Annotated in this window: 13 protein-coding genes and 1 rRNA gene; 2 read left to right on the forward strand and 12 right to left on the reverse strand. The window is 57.1% G+C overall.

Annotated features, from left to right (window positions below; all coding sequences use genetic code 11):
- The 12 genes from G9C82_RS16085 to G9C82_RS16140 form a co-directional block, all read right to left on the reverse strand.
- Window positions 1–967, reverse strand: a 16S ribosomal RNA gene (locus G9C82_RS16085); the annotation flags it as partial.
- A 632-nt stretch (window positions 968–1,599) separates the two neighbouring features.
- Entirely contained in the window at window positions 1,600–1,896 is a 297-nt protein-coding gene (locus G9C82_RS16090; RefSeq protein ID WP_049909223.1) for a translation initiation factor eIF-1A, read from the reverse strand.
- Window positions 1,897–2,049: 153 nt separating this feature from the next.
- Complete coding sequence (locus tag G9C82_RS16095; protein ID WP_004956601.1) at window positions 2,050–2,286, reverse strand: UPF0058 family protein; 237 nt, start codon at window positions 2,284–2,286, stop codon at window positions 2,050–2,052.
- 523 nt (window positions 2,287–2,809) lie between these two features.
- A complete protein-coding gene (locus G9C82_RS16100) occupies window positions 2,810–3,565 on the reverse strand; it encodes a hypothetical protein (protein ID WP_127014672.1) in 756 nt (251 codons plus the stop codon).
- On the reverse strand, window positions 3,562–4,026 hold the full coding sequence (locus tag G9C82_RS16105) for a hypothetical protein (RefSeq protein WP_127014673.1): 465 nt from the start codon (window positions 4,024–4,026) through the stop codon (window positions 3,562–3,564). The genes G9C82_RS16100 and G9C82_RS16105 overlap by 4 nt, the downstream gene beginning before the upstream one ends.
- Window positions 4,023–4,889 carry a hypothetical protein gene (locus G9C82_RS16110; RefSeq protein WP_127014674.1) on the reverse strand — a complete coding sequence of 289 codons (867 nt, stop codon included), beginning with the start codon at window positions 4,887–4,889 and terminating at the stop codon, window positions 4,023–4,025. The genes G9C82_RS16105 and G9C82_RS16110 overlap by 4 nt, the downstream gene beginning before the upstream one ends.
- Entirely contained in the window at window positions 4,883–5,449 is a 567-nt protein-coding gene (locus G9C82_RS16115; RefSeq protein WP_127014675.1) for a hypothetical protein, read from the reverse strand. The genes G9C82_RS16110 and G9C82_RS16115 overlap by 7 nt, the downstream gene beginning before the upstream one ends.
- A gap of 2 nt (window positions 5,450–5,451) precedes the next feature.
- Window positions 5,452–5,976, reverse strand: coding sequence for a hypothetical protein (locus G9C82_RS16120; RefSeq protein WP_127014676.1), 525 nt, complete (start codon window positions 5,974–5,976; stop codon window positions 5,452–5,454).
- Between the two features lie 57 nt (window positions 5,977–6,033).
- On the reverse strand, window positions 6,034–8,070 hold the full coding sequence (locus G9C82_RS16125) for a type II secretion system F family protein (RefSeq protein WP_011223521.1): 2,037 nt from the start codon (window positions 8,068–8,070) through the stop codon (window positions 6,034–6,036).
- On the reverse strand, window positions 8,067–10,559 hold the full coding sequence (locus tag G9C82_RS16130; RefSeq protein ID WP_007188894.1) for a type II/IV secretion system ATPase subunit: 2,493 nt from the start codon (window positions 10,557–10,559) through the stop codon (window positions 8,067–8,069). The genes G9C82_RS16125 and G9C82_RS16130 overlap by 4 nt, the downstream gene beginning before the upstream one ends.
- A 137-nt stretch (window positions 10,560–10,696) precedes the next feature.
- Window positions 10,697–11,842 (reverse strand): pyridoxal phosphate-dependent aminotransferase, encoded by a 1,146-nt coding sequence (locus G9C82_RS16135; protein ID WP_007188895.1) that lies wholly within the window; start codon window positions 11,840–11,842, stop codon window positions 10,697–10,699.
- A complete protein-coding gene (locus G9C82_RS16140; protein WP_004956629.1) occupies window positions 11,839–12,333 on the reverse strand; it encodes an Lrp/AsnC family transcriptional regulator in 495 nt (164 codons plus the stop codon). The genes G9C82_RS16135 and G9C82_RS16140 overlap by 4 nt, the downstream gene beginning before the upstream one ends.
- Window positions 12,334–12,450: 117 nt before the next feature.
- Here G9C82_RS16140 and G9C82_RS16145 point away from each other — a divergent pair, with 117 nt between their 5' ends.
- Window positions 12,451–12,783: a hypothetical protein gene (locus G9C82_RS16145; RefSeq protein WP_007188896.1), complete on the forward strand. Its 333-nt coding sequence runs from the start codon at window positions 12,451–12,453 to the stop codon at window positions 12,781–12,783.
- Between the two features lie 73 nt (window positions 12,784–12,856).
- A complete protein-coding gene (locus G9C82_RS16150) occupies window positions 12,857–13,447 on the forward strand; it encodes a thioredoxin family protein (RefSeq protein WP_127014677.1) in 591 nt (196 codons plus the stop codon).
- The last annotated feature ends 221 nt before the right edge of the window (window positions 13,448–13,668 follow it).

The following is a 13,668-nucleotide window of genomic DNA, read 5'->3' on the forward strand; positions in this document are numbered from 1 at the left end:
AAGTCGTCAACCTGACTGTCATTACTACTGTCGGGACCGGTGAGATGTCCGGCGTTGAGTCCAATTAAACCGCAGGCTCCTCCGGTTGTGGTGCTCCCCCGCCAATTCCTTTAAGTTTCATCCTTGCGGACGTACTTCCCAGGCGGCTCGCTTATCGTCTTCACTACGGCACATCACGTGCTCATGGCGCGTGACATACCTAGCGAGCATTGTTTACAGCCAGGACTACCCGGGTATCTAATCCGGTTCGAGACCCTGGCTTTCGTCCCTCACTGTCGGGTCCGGTCTCTCAACGTGGTTTCCCCATTGGTGGTCCGTCCAGGATTACAGGATTTCACTCCTACCCCGGACGTACCCGTTGAGTCTCTCGGCCCCAAGCTGTGTAGTTTCCACCGGACGCCGACCAGTTGAGCTGGTCGATTTCCCAATGGACTTACACAGCAAGCTACGGACGCTTTAGGCCCAATAATATCGGCCATCACTTGGACTGCCGGTATTACCGCGGCGGCTGGCACCGGTCTTGCCCAGTCCTTGTTCCTGAACCACCTTACGGTACAGAAAAGCGAGGGCTATATGCCCTCACACTCGGAGTCCCCCTATCGCACTGTCGTGCAGTGTAAAGGTTTCGCGCCTGCTGCGCCCCGTAGGGCCCGGTATCTTGTCTCAGATACCGTCTCCAGGCTCTTGCTCTCACAACCTGTACCGATTATCGGCATGGTGGGCCGTTACCCCACCATCTACCTAATCGGCCGCAGCCACATCCTACAGCGCCGGAACGTTTCTAACTCTCTGCACTCCAGCATGAGAGTTATATCCGCTATTGGCCTCAGTTTCCCGAGGTTATTGCGGTCTGTAGGGTAGTTTGGCCACGTGTTACTGAGCTATATGCTACGAGTCTAAACTCGTGCAACTAGCATGGCTAAATCGGACTCCGATAGCAATGGCCTCCGGCAGGATCAACCGGAATGTGCTGATATACATCAGCGGCGGAAGTGGTTGCACTCCGTCGGAAGCTAACACACTGGTTCCTACACCAGTGTTGACTACTGCATGGGTCCGTGGGCTCACATCAGATTCCATCTTAACGGCGGACCGCAGGGGTGGAATCCTCATAGGGTGGATCTCGCAGGCCCCAGAGGGGAAGGCGAGATCCTCTCGTAGCTCAAGCCGACCCAGGTGGCCGACCGAGCGTGTCGACCCGGGCTCGCCGCCCGGTGCGACCTTCGCATTAATTCAGAAGACGGGGGAACATATAAATGAATCGTCTCACACCCGCCCTGTATAGGACACACACGACGCATACGTAACGTGATGGCGTGACACGCATAATCGCAAGACAGCGCCAGTCTGTCTATCATCCAATGTGTATTTGTTCTTGAATCCTGACATGGGGTTCAATGACCGGAGGTCAGAAAGCCATTATATATCAATTGGAAGGGGTACAGACCTGACGGTAGACAGTCGTAGTATACCAGACACTATGACGAAACAGGCGTCGGGTGACGCAGGAAGGCAGCAGTCAGAACAGGGGCCCGCCGGGGTTGTGATAGAGAACTATCTCAGGTCGTTGTGAACCAGGACGCGGGTACAGTGGTAAAATTAGGCGGTCAGCGAGTCAATGTGGCCTTCCGAACGGAGCTGGTCGGCGTCTTGCCCCTTGTAGCGCCATTCGATGTTGGCCTTCTCGTCTTGCCAGTCCCACGGTTCGGCGAGAACGATGTCATCCTCGTTAATCCAGGTCCGGAACTTCATCCGACCTGGAATCCGGCCGAGTCGGGTTTCGCCGTCCTCACAGCGAATGCGGACGTGGTTCCCGCCAAGGTGCTCTGTTACCACTGCAAACATCTCGTCGTTTGTAGGCATGCGGAGATTCCGCCGCCCTGAATCGTCGCTCACAGCATAAATACGGTCGCCTCCCGTATAAGTCGTTTGAGAGGCGGGATAGCGTGTACCATGGATCCGACACAACGGCCGTACCACGGCAAGAGCTGACCAATAGCTATCGGAAGCAGTGAAACGATAAGAACGGACTGGCGACAGTGCGTTGATTCAGTCGGCAGTCAGGGCCTGTGGCTCGTCGGCTTCCTCGGCCATCGCATCCGTCAGTCCGGACGCGAGCGCAAAGACCCCTTCTTTGTGGTCTGTCTTCGATTTGTGGATTGATGTCGGTTTGACACCAAGGTCAGCGTAGAGATCGTGCTCAACGCTTGTGTCCGCCTCGTGCTCGTAGTGGTGTTGTACCTGTGCGAGAAGACTGTGAAGGTGAATGAGTTCTTGCTTCTTCATTAGTATCCAATCTTATGGAGTGAAGGGTAATAGTACTACCTTGCCAATGACCCACACGTAATGCTCATTCGGATGCAACACTCACCAATCTCAGTTGCAAAAATAGAGTTGTCTACCGGCGCAGTACCGTTTACCTCTTGTGCTTTCGGTTACAGATAGTAATATTCTTCTTTCAGGCCCTAATATTAAATGTAACGGCGGAAACTTTGTCGTGTCAATTATCACTCAATACTGGTTAACGGAATTGAGTGGGCTACTGACCTGCGAAGCGCTCTCAATCATGAAAAACCACGACAATATATTAGTTATCGAACACTTCATGACTGCTGAGCACGTACCTATAGTCGTAATGAACTGGAAGCACCCACGAGACAAGACTGCGGCTATGGCGAAACAAGAAGAAGCAAATAGCGGGACGGAGTGGTCATTCATCGCGGCGCTGATGACTGCTGCATAACGGCTTTCCCACCGCTCAGGACTGAAATCCCATAGCGACAGATCTGTGCACCGCGTACAGAGGCCGTTAGGTAACGGTACGGATATCAACCGTTGTGTTGTGGACGACAGCGCGGCTGATGCCTGTACACTGGTACGTGTGTGGTTCCGAGTGGCCCGACCAGTTTGGTAGTTCCTGCTCAAATAGACGGTGCCACGCATCCGGGTACGCAGTCTCCGAGACGTTGATCAAGACGGTTGTCGCGGACGGTGGCTTGCCAGCCTGGGGCGAAACGAGCGTCTTATTCTGGACAGCAGTCTCGATTGTGACGCGACTCGACGAGGAGAAGTCCGTCTGTCCGTCAAGCGAAAGGACGGAGAGGTATGCACTGCTGCTATCAGGGGTACACCGGAAACTGGGTTTCCGTGAGACGACCAGTCCCTCCTGCTGGACCCGATACACTGCACCGCTGGTGTAGACGATATCCGTCTCGGAGTCAGTCTCCCGGATGAACGCTCCGGTCGAGATATTCGTTGACCGTCCGCCAACAGTTACGTTCAGCGTTGACGACCGGATGGAGAGCCCGTGGCCCTGGAGTTTCATACTCGTGGTCCGTCGTGGGGCATCGCCCTGGATGTGGTCATCTGTAGTCTCCGCGAACCCGATCATCGACGTTTCGGCGACATCAGTTGTTGCCCCCTGTTGGATAGCGTCGAACGCACCGAGCCCACCGAGCGTCACCAGCGCAATGCCAGTGATGATGATACTGAACGTAAGCGTAAACGCAAGCAGATCGGACACGCCACGGTCGTGACTGTCTGGGATTGACAGTGGTGATGTCATCCGCGTGTCACCTCCATGCAGTCGGCCGTCGCATTGTACGAGACGGCTAGTGGCCCGCTGGAAACGACAGATGGGCAGACATTAGTTTCATTTTCGAATCGGACGACAGCGTACCGATTCAGTCCTGATGCATTCACGTACACGCGTGTGCGCGAAGTATCTGGAGAGACCTCGACATTGTACGACTGGTCAGCGATCCGCTCCGGATACGTCGCACGAAACGACACCGTCGAATTGAGGCTCTCAGTGTTGAACGCATCCAGACGAACCAGGTCGCGCGCGATACCATCGCCGACGTTCTCTAGGGCTTCTTCGGTCACTCGCTCACGCTGTGAATCGACCATCTGGCTCCCGCCGATGAGGAGACCAGTCACCAGCAGCGACGTGATACCGATAGTGAGCGCCTGCGTGACTGCAGGTGAGACGCCACGGCTGTCGGACAGGAGACGGTCGAGGCTCATCCGTCGTCCACCTCCACAAGGACTGTTCGGTTGTAGCTCGCAGATGGTGTGTCGTATGTCGTGTCTACAGCAGGGACGATAGTATAGCTAGACGCAGAGACATTGCTTGTAAAGTTTCCAACTGCCGCAAACTGGGATTTCCCTTTAGCCTTATTTCCGTTCTTTATTTCAACAGAATATGGCGGTTTGAGGTTGTGATAGCTATCAAATGAACTGTTGATGCCGCCTACAGCAGTACACGAACCAGCCACGAGATCAACGCGAACAGTGCCGGGACCGCTGCACTGGGTTGTTCCGTTGACTATGACACTGTTGCCACTACCAGTCGAATCGATTGTCAACGTTAACTCTCCATCGCTGTTTCCAACAATGACAGTGAACGCGGGGCCGCCAAAGACCTTGTCTGCGGTGATATTGAACACAGCGATGCGAGTAACATTCTCGACGACTGTCCAATCATTTTTAGAGGGACCAGATGGACTCTGGAACTTATTATTGGATGACCTCGTCAGGTTGGCTTCCTTTCCAGACGATGCGGACTCGTTCAGCGTCGCGTTGAGATAGGTGCCACCGCTGCTTGCGACGACCCGGTTGTGTGTCCGCGTGTAGTTCTGGAGTGCGTTCTCGTATCGCCCCTCGAATCCGTCGAGGTCATCGCCCCGCGTTTGGGCCGCGAGCCGTCCAAGATCGCGTTCGATGGAGGCTTCGCGGTCAGCCGACCGCTCAATAGTATCTGCACTCCCGGTGGTCGTGATGCCGTCAGTGACGGCGAGACTGTGGGCAAATAGTATCGTACTGAACACGACGATAGCGATGGCGACGCCACCGATCAACAGCAGTTGTCCGCGCTCGTTGGCTACCATACGACCAGACGCACCTCCACGACGTTGTAGACGACAGAGTCTGGCTCTGCGTCGGGAGCGAAATACCCGTCGACAACTGAGAGGGACGGGCCGGTGCCGCTGCAGTCGCCGATTCGGGCGGGCATATTGTCGGTCAGGGTCACCGTTTCGGTTGCGACAGCTGCATCAGCCGGCCGCTCAGCGACGTTGTCATCTGATTCCTGCGAGGCAAGAACTGTCTGGCGCACGCCTGAATCCGAGTAACTGAAGTAGAGATTGTACTGTTCTCCCTGACGGTCGAAAGTACGGTTCAACATCCGCTCGAACTCGGTTGAGCTGCCCGTCTGGTTACCGTTGAGTGTCGGTGTGCCGACGCTGTAACACGCCGTCGCGTTGTGCAGCGCTCCGGTTTCTGCCGCCAGTGATAGCGTGTCGCTTGCGCGGGTTTCCAGTGCCGCGGTTCGTTGCTGGGCGCCGGTCTGGAACGGCCCGGTGTCGACTGCCGACAGGCCGTAGACGGTCGCGGTCACAACGACGATAGCCGCGAGAACGCCTTCCAGCGTGTAGGCTTGGCCGCGCATCGTTACCACACCCTCACAATGAGCCAGCAGACCGGGTCGCACTGGCCGGTTGCGTTGGTCAGTTTCACCACACGGGACGTCGACGCGACGTTGTCTCTGTTGGCGACATCGGGCCCCCAGGCGAGCCGCTGGCCGTGGTCATCAACTGCTGGGTCTCGTGTTCCTACTTCAAGCGATGACGCGTTGACCACCGTTACGTTCACCCGCGGGTTCACGCGACGTTCCGTCGCGACATCGAGTCCAGCGTTGGTCTTGAGGCTATCGAGTTCGGAACTGTCCATGTTGAGGGACTCGTTGATCCCACCGCTCGCGTTGTATCGAATGAGGTTCCGCGTCCCCTCAACCGAGTGGTTTTCGACGAGGTACGTTGCCGCCCTGTCCGCAATTGGTTGGTTACGCTGTACGTCTGGGGATTCGTACACACCGACCGCACTACCCTGTACGAAGGCCAATACCCCGATTATCGTCACGAGCAGGACACTCACCCCCACGGCGAAGTCCTGCGGTGTTTGTGCTCTTGAATCCATATCCCACACACCCTATTTATTATCTGATACGTCCGCTGTCGAACCGCGAGTGAGGCGCTAACCCACGGCGATCCACACCACCAGTGCAATCGTCGACAGGACGACTGCAAACTTGACGCCTGCGACGAGCTTCACTTCCCGAATGTAGCCGGCGATAAACGACGACAGCAACGCCTGCAGCGTCACTGCGTGGAAGAACAGCATCGACAGCAGTTCCGTGTCGACGCTGCCGCCGAAGCCGCCACCGGGCGCGCTCGAACTGCTTGACCCGGAGGCCTGCGTCGCCAGCCCCGACATCACATCAAGGAACTGTGTCTTTAGCAACGCCATCACGCCGAGCAGCGTCAGGTAGGTCATCAGGATGATGACCGTCTGCATCCGCGTCCGGGATTTGCGCTCCCGTTCGATGTCGTCCTGATTCTCCGAGGCCTGCGCGGCCGTCGAGAGCACGTCCTGAATCTGGCTGGAGGCTTCCTGTGCCTCCGCGATGAGCTTGACCGTCCGCGCCAGTCGTGGGACGTTGTACTTGTTGTTGAATTCTCGAAGCGCGTCTTTCAGGCTCGTTCCGTAGTTGACCTTTGCGTGGATGGTCTCGAACTCGTCGGAAAGCTTTCCGGAAGACGTCTCGGAGACCACCTTGACCGACTCTAGCAACGTCATCCCGGTGTCGTTGGCCGATGCAAGCTTCCGGAGGTTTTCCGAGAGTTTCCCGATGATTGCCTTCCGCGAGCGCTGGTTCCACTCGTAGAAGATCATCAGCGGGATGAAGTTGAGGTACATCGGGACGTACACCCAGAAGAACGTCGAACGAACCGGGACAGCGATCATCCCGTCTAGCGATAACGGGGCCCAGCCGATGACGATAGCCGCGACAACAGCGAGAATTGACAGTGGAACCGTCAGCCACAGCACCAACAGGGGATGGTCACGGAAGAACAGGTCAGGCCGTGTGAGGATGGCGAGAAGTTCGTGAGTTCCCTCCCGACTCTTGATCCGGTCGAAGACGCTGTAGGTCCCCGTGTAGCTCTCGATGAGCCCGAGGTTGAACACGCCGACGCCCTCATCGACGACGAGTTCCTTCTCGCCGGGGCTCGAGCGCAGATAGCCGTCCCCGATTGAGTCCTGCGTGACAGTCGAAACGAGGACGAGAAAGCCCAGGCCGGTCAGGGGAATCAACCCGTACACAGTCCCATAAATAAGCGACTGCTGTGCGTTCCCCATCATCGACATGATGACCAGAATGATAATGAGAAGCAGTGGAAACAGCGAGAGCGTCATGTACATCTCGCCGAACAGCTCCAGCGTCTCCAGCATCTTCTCCTGTTCCTGCCGGGCGGTTCGCATGTGCTTTTCCTTCTGGTCTTCGAGGAAAGAGGTCATGTCACCGCCGGAATTGATGATAGAAAGCATATCCGTCAGGAACTGCGACAGTTCGTCTGAGGGCGTCTGAAGCGCCTGGTTCCGGACGGCGGTTCGGTAGTCGGTATCGAAATACTCCGTCTCCAGTACGATGGACTGGAACTCTTTTGCGACTTCACCGTACGTGTCTTCGGCTTTCCCCATCGACTGCAGGATTTCGAGTTGGTTGAGCCCACCCACGGACAGCGCATACATGAACGAAATTGAGTCGGACAACAAGACGTTGATTTCGCGCTCACGCGCGCTCGAACGGAAATACGGAATCGAGACCAGCGACCCGAAGCCGATACCGAACCCGATGGCACCGAAGACGAAGCCGGTCACGATGACGAGGAAGGGGAGTTTCAGCACGGCGAGAATCTCTGAGACGCTCTCAGATACTGGAATCCCGATGAGCGTCGGCGCTTCTCCACTGGCAAACAACAACTGGACCAGCAGATACCCGAGGAACGTGCCGACGAGCCACAGCGCTAGACCCGCGATGACACCGACCGCGAGTGCGCGTGCGAGGAACATCTCTACGTTGTCGGCCATCCGGGCCTCCGCGAGTTTGTTCTCGACACTGCTGACGAAGTCGCCCTCGTCGTCGAACACCATCTGGTACGCCGGGTAGAACGTGTCGCCGAGCGCACCGCCGCTGCCGACCTGTTGCTGACCCGGTGTGTCGAGGCTCATTCGCTATCTGCCTCCGCACCGGCCTTCGGAACGAACTGACCGAAGTCGATGCTGTCTTCGTCAGCGCTCTCCTCGGAATCGTCCATCAACGCTGAGACAATGTCCGGCGTCTCGCGGCTCTTGTACGTGTTGAACAGCGGCTGGGCGTTGTCGAGCACCTGCTTTGTCTCCTCGACCATTTCCGGCGGCGCGTCCGGTCGGGGTACCATCTCCTCTTTCTCCGGGTCGATATCGATTTTGACCGATTCCATCTCCCGGAGGTCTTCGAGTGACAGTTCGAGCTGGTCGTTGGCGATGAGCGTGAGGATGGTGTCGGGGTCATTAATAAACGCCTGGATGGTCGCCGCAACCTGCGTGTAGGTGTTGAGCCCCTTCTCGATGAGATATGCGAGGACGACTTTGCGCTTAAACAGCTCTTCGTCGAGTTTTTCTTGGGTCCACCCACGGTCGAACTTGATCTCTTCAAGCGTGTTCGAGTTCCCCATCTGGATGTACTCATCCGTCTCGGCGCGCCACTCGTACACGTCCCGGACGTTGATCTCATCGTTCTCCGCGGAGTACTCGTTAATTTCGGTCAGGGACTTGTTTCGGCGAACCTTGTTGCCGTCGACCCGCGTCTGGGTCTGAATCGACACCAGATCAAGCGCGGTAAACAGCGTCTTCGAGACGTTGATCGGTTCGGTGGTGAACCGCTTGATGACCTCACCGACCGAGTCGGCGTGGAACGTGGTGTAGGTGGTGTGCCCGGTCGACATGACCTGGAACAGCGTCCGACCTTCTTCACCGCGGATCTCACCCATGACAATGTAGTCCGGACGCTGACGGAGTGCGGCTTCCAGCAGGTCGAACTCGTCGACGTCACCCTTGTCGTCTTCACCAAAGGAAGGGCGCGTAACGCTTGCCACCCAGTTTCGCTGTGGCAGTTCGACCTCACGCGTGTCCTCGATGGAGACGATCTTGGAGTTCGATGGGATGAACAGCGAGACGGCGTTCAGGCTTGTCGTCTTCCCCGAGGCAGTACCGCCGGCGAAGATGAGGCTCTTGTTGTTCTCGATACAGAGCCAGAGGAACGCCATCTCGTCCAGCGAAAACGTGTTCCAGTTGATGAGGTCGATAGGGGTAAAGGGGACGTCCTTGAACTGCCGGATAGTGTAGTTCGTCCCGTGGTCGGACACTTCCCTACCCAGTGTCAGCTGGGCACGCGACCCGTCCGGGAGCGTCGCATCGACCTGTGGCTGGCGCTTCGAGATACCCTTCCCGGACCGCTGTGCGAGCTTCACGACGAAGTCGTCGAGTTCCCCTTTGCCGTGTTCGACGTTCGAGATGATCTGCTCGTAGTCAGTGTGATAGACGAACACCCGGGAGTTGTACCCGTCACAGGAGATATCTTCCACGTTGATATCGTGTTTGACGCCGTCGATGCGGGCATAGCCGACGAAGTCCCGCTTGAGCATATACAGCAGCTTCTCGACCTGATACTCGTTTAGCTTCGGTTCGTCGTCTTCAAGAATAGCCGGTTCGGGACGTGTCGAAATGCCGGAGAGTTGTCCCGTCGTTTCACTTTGTGTTTCCTCATCCAGCCCGAACAGTTCCTTGACCTGTCCAAGAACGCTCTCTTCACCACGGCTGGAGACTGAGCCGTCGTAGAGGTCATACCGCGAGAGGAGCTGTTCGGCCTCCCGCTGGATGACCTGTGCCCGGTCAGCATCAGTCCCCTGAACGATCACGTCGTCCTCAGAGTACTTGATCGCGGTCTTGAGTTTGCCCGAGAGGAACTCTCGAAGGTCGATCTCAATATCGGTGAGATACGGCTCAATGACGTAGTACTTCTTCTCGTTCTCTTTCCGTGAGTGGAAGATGATAACGCAGGCGTAGGGTTTGTTGACCCAGTACCGTTCCAGTTCGTTGAAATGTGATTTCTTCGACTGGGGAACAGCTTTTTCGAGGTCGTAGCGGTTGACGACGGTCGTGTGGCCGTCCCGTGTCGAGAAGAACTCGTCTTCGTCCAGCTCCGGGTTCACGTCAACGGTGTTTTCATCGACGTACTCGTGCAGTTCACTGGCGATGTCTTCAGCGGCGGACAGTTTGTTTTCCGTGTGTTCAGAGTCGAAGTGCAGATACTCACTTGCATCAAACGGAATAACTTCGCCGTCACTGTCACGGGGGAGACTGCCGTCCTCGTAATAGTACTCCTGTTTGAAATGCTCCCACGTGTAGATGTCTTTCGCGACTGGTGTCGTAGTTGGGTCGAGATACTCTTCGAACGGCGCTTGCAGTGTTTTCCCGGCACTCGCCGCGTCTTCGAGTCGCTGACTGAGTTCTCTCGGCTCGAAGCCGAGGTACACGCTCCGGTCGAACCGCCCCCCATCGTGTACCTCTCGCCGGAGATCATCCCACGTGTATTCGCCGACCCGTACAGGCTCGTCAGTCAGATTCCCCCCACTGTTGACCTGTTCTGACTCACCTCCCCCAGTATCATCGATAGCCATTGTTATTTATCTCCCGTTAGGCAGGAAAAAAGTTTATCCCCACCAAATGTCGATGAAAAAGAAGTTCCGGTTGTTCGTATCACGGTCTCCTTACGGTAGTAAGTGGACCATACTGAATGTTTCGCCGATCCTAGTTGTCAATTAAGGAATGACTCAATCCGGGCCATTGCTTCCTTGAGATCATCGAGACCCGTCGCGTATGACACTCGGAGATGGCCCGACCCGCCCTCCCCGAACGCGGTTCCGGGGACAACCGCGACCCGCTTTTCCTGAAGGAGACTCTCGGCGAACTCACCGGCATCGTCCCAGGGACATTCCGGGAACGCGTAGAACGCTCCGGCCGCCGGGAAGCAGTCCAGCCCCATCTCTTCGAAGCGCGTGAGGACGTACTTCCGCCGGCGGTCGTACTGAGCGGCCATGTCCGTGACCTCGTCGCGGCAGTTGTCGAGCGCCTCGATAGCGGCGTGCTGAGCCGTCGTCGGGGCCGAAAGCATCGAGTACTGATGGATTCGGTTCATCGCCTCGACAGCCTCCGGCGGTGCCATCGCGTATCCCAGTCTGAACCCCGTCATCGCAAAGGCCTTCGAGAAGCCGTTGAACACGACGGTCCGCTCACGCATCCCGGGGAGGGTAGCAATAGACGTATGGTCGTGTTCGTACGTGAGATCGGCGTAGATCTCGTCGGCGAACACGAGGAGGTCGTTTTCGCGGCAAAAGGCCGCAACATCCGCCATCTCCTCGGCCGTCATCGTCGCTCCGGTCGGATTGTTCGGGAAGCAATATACGAGTGCGTCGGCCTCCGCCGCACCGGACGATTCCAGCACCTCTTGGGTGAGTTTGAACTCATCTTCCGCGCGCGTCGGAACGTCGATAACGTCGATACCAGCGAACGTCGCACCGGGGACGTACGAGACGTAGCACGGCTGGGCGATAGCGATCGAATCGCCGGGGTTTAGCAGTGCCCGAAAAGCGAGATCCAGGCCCTCGCTCGCACCCGCCGTGACGAGGATTTCCTCATCGGGGTCGTACTGCAGGTTGTGCGTCGCCGCTTCGTAGTCCGCGATGCGCTCCCGGAGCTCCCGTTTCCCGCGGTTGGCGGTGTAGGAGGTCTGGCCGCGTTCGAGCGACGCAATAGCGGCTTCACGGGCCGACCACGGGGCCGAGAAGTCCGGTTCGCCGACCCCGAGCGAGATGATGTCGTCCATCTCCTCGGCCAGTTCGAAGAACCGACGGATGCCTGATGGCGGCACGCTGTCGACTCTGTCCGCTGCTTCGAATGTCATGGTGAGACGGACAGGCGGTCGTCGTCGTCGTGGTCGTCGAACTCCATCCCCTGCTCCTTGTACGACTCCATGATGTAGTGGGTTACCGTCTGCGTGATTTCGGGGATCGGCGCGATTTTGTCGCTGATGAAATGCGACACTTCGCGCATCGAATCGCCCTCGACCTCCAGATCGAAGTCGTAGTCGCCGCTGACGAGGCGTAGCGAAGTCACTTCCGGGAACTTCGCGATCCGGTCGGAGATGTCGTCGTAGCTGGTCTCACGGTCCAGCGTGACGTTGAGTTCGACGGTAGCGCGGACGCGCTCCTCGTCGTTCTCGACCGCGTTCCAGTCGACGACTGCCTGATAGCCGCGAATGATGCCTGCCTCCTCGAATTCGTCGATAATCTCGGCTACCTCGCTCTCGGAGTAATCGGTCAACCGAGCGATGTCCTCGGTCGTGTAGCGAGCGTTCTCCCGTAGCAGGTCGAGTATCTCGCGGCGACTGCTCATACAGTGCCAGCAGAGTGACGCGGACAAAAGCCTTGCTCAATAGTGAGAGAGCGTCACATCATTCGGTCGGGAATGCACCAGACGGTTTTAATATCTCTGCTGGTTATATATCGCTTAATGTTCGAAGAGGGTGGCCAGCGGGCTGATTCTGACACTGGATGGGCACATGTCGCGAATCACGACAAGGCGGCAACAGTTATTGACACGATACTCCGCCTGGACGTGGACGAGACGTACACGAAAACGGCCCTGAGTGAGGAAGCTGGCGTGCCGCTGAAGACGCTATACCTTGACGGGACGCTTGAAGAGCTAGTGACGGTCGGGCTGCTGGAAAAGCACGAAGCGGAGGGCGAAGAGACGTTGTTCTCGGTCGATGACGGGAGCGCAGCGTTCGAGGCAGCGAAGGCCTTCGATACTGCGGCAGCGACATCCAGCGACGTGGATAGTTGATCGAAAAACGGCTGTCACAGAAGGCAGCCTAGCGTCCGTGGACTTTTGACGGCGACAGCCGTAGTGGAAGGCGATGGTTTCACTCGATTCGGAGTCCGACGTGCTCGGACGTGGGGACGAAGCACCGACGTTCGAACTGCCGGGGGCCGACGGGGCGACGTACTCACTGTCGGATTTCACGGACAAGGACGCACTACTAATTGTATTTACGTGCAACCACTGTCCATACGCGAAAGCGAAGATAGACGAGCTAAATCGCCTCGCGACAGAATACGACGACCTCGCTGTCGTCGGGATTAATGCCAACGACCCCGAGGAGTACCCCGACGACTCGTTCGAGCGGATGCAGGAACTCGTCGAGCGCGGAGAGATACAGTACGACGCGTATCTATTCGACGAGTCACAAAATGTCGCAGCCGCGTACGGTGCCCGCTGTACCCCTGACCCGTTCTTGTTCCGGAACGACAATGGGGCGTTCAAACTGGCGTACCACGGCCGCCTTGACGACGCGCCGAACCCGGACGACGAACCGAGCAAGCGGGAGATGGCTACACACGTCGAAACGTTGCTGGATGGCGACCAGATTACGGCGGTCGAGAAACCATCCAGAGGGTGCTCGATAAAGTGGAAGCCCGGTAACGAACCCGCGTACTGGGACGTTTAATCGGGATGGCCCGGCGTGGGCAAGACAACCGAGACAAATGCGTTGCCCGTGCTGAGATGGTGACCCAGTAGACGCACTAGTTATAACTTCAATCGTATCTACGGGCACCTTAGGTAGTGGTTAGGTGTCAGTAGACATACAGTATAAGAAACTCAGCACCGAGGTGAAGACGGTCGTCAACGAGATGCTCGACGACCAGTCAACTGAAGCCAGTTCTGGAA

It is taken from the genome of Haloarcula sp. R1-2 (genome assembly GCF_011627385.1).
Classification (GTDB): Archaea; Halobacteriota; Halobacteria; order Halobacteriales; family Haloarculaceae; genus Haloarcula; species Haloarcula marismortui.

Bases quoted from the DNA above. Each gene is read 5' to 3' on its own strand.
- G9C82_RS16150 (WP_127014677.1), top strand. From the start codon at position 12,857: ATGGTTTCACTCGATTCGGAGTCCGACGTGCTCGGACGTGGGGACGAA.
- G9C82_RS16140 (WP_004956629.1), bottom strand. From the start codon at position 12,333: ATGAGCAGTCGCCGCGAGATACTCGACCTGCTACGGGAGAACGCTCGC.
- G9C82_RS16125 (WP_011223521.1), bottom strand. From the start codon at position 8,070: ATGAGCCTCGACACACCGGGTCAGCAACAGGTCGGCAGCGGCGGTGCG.
- G9C82_RS16120 (WP_127014676.1), bottom strand. From the start codon at position 5,976: ATGGATTCAAGAGCACAAACACCGCAGGACTTCGCCGTGGGGGTGAGT.
- G9C82_RS16110 (WP_127014674.1), bottom strand. From the start codon at position 4,889: ATGGTAGCCAACGAGCGCGGACAACTGCTGTTGATCGGTGGCGTCGCC.
- G9C82_RS16100 (WP_127014672.1), bottom strand. From the start codon at position 3,565: ATGACATCACCACTGTCAATCCCAGACAGTCACGACCGTGGCGTGTCC.
- G9C82_RS16130 (WP_007188894.1), bottom strand. From the start codon at position 10,559: ATGGCTATCGATGATACTGGGGGAGGTGAGTCAGAACAGGTCAACAGT.
- G9C82_RS16115 (WP_127014675.1), bottom strand. From the start codon at position 5,449: ATGCGCGGCCAAGCCTACACGCTGGAAGGCGTTCTCGCGGCTATCGTC.
- G9C82_RS16105 (WP_127014673.1), bottom strand. From the start codon at position 4,026: ATGAGCCTCGACCGTCTCCTGTCCGACAGCCGTGGCGTCTCACCTGCA.
- G9C82_RS16135 (WP_007188895.1), bottom strand. From the start codon at position 11,842: ATGACATTCGAAGCAGCGGACAGAGTCGACAGCGTGCCGCCATCAGGC.
- G9C82_RS16095 (WP_004956601.1), bottom strand. From the start codon at position 2,286: ATGAAGAAGCAAGAACTCATTCACCTTCACAGTCTTCTCGCACAGGTA.
- G9C82_RS16145 (WP_007188896.1), top strand. From the start codon at position 12,451: ATGTTCGAAGAGGGTGGCCAGCGGGCTGATTCTGACACTGGATGGGCA.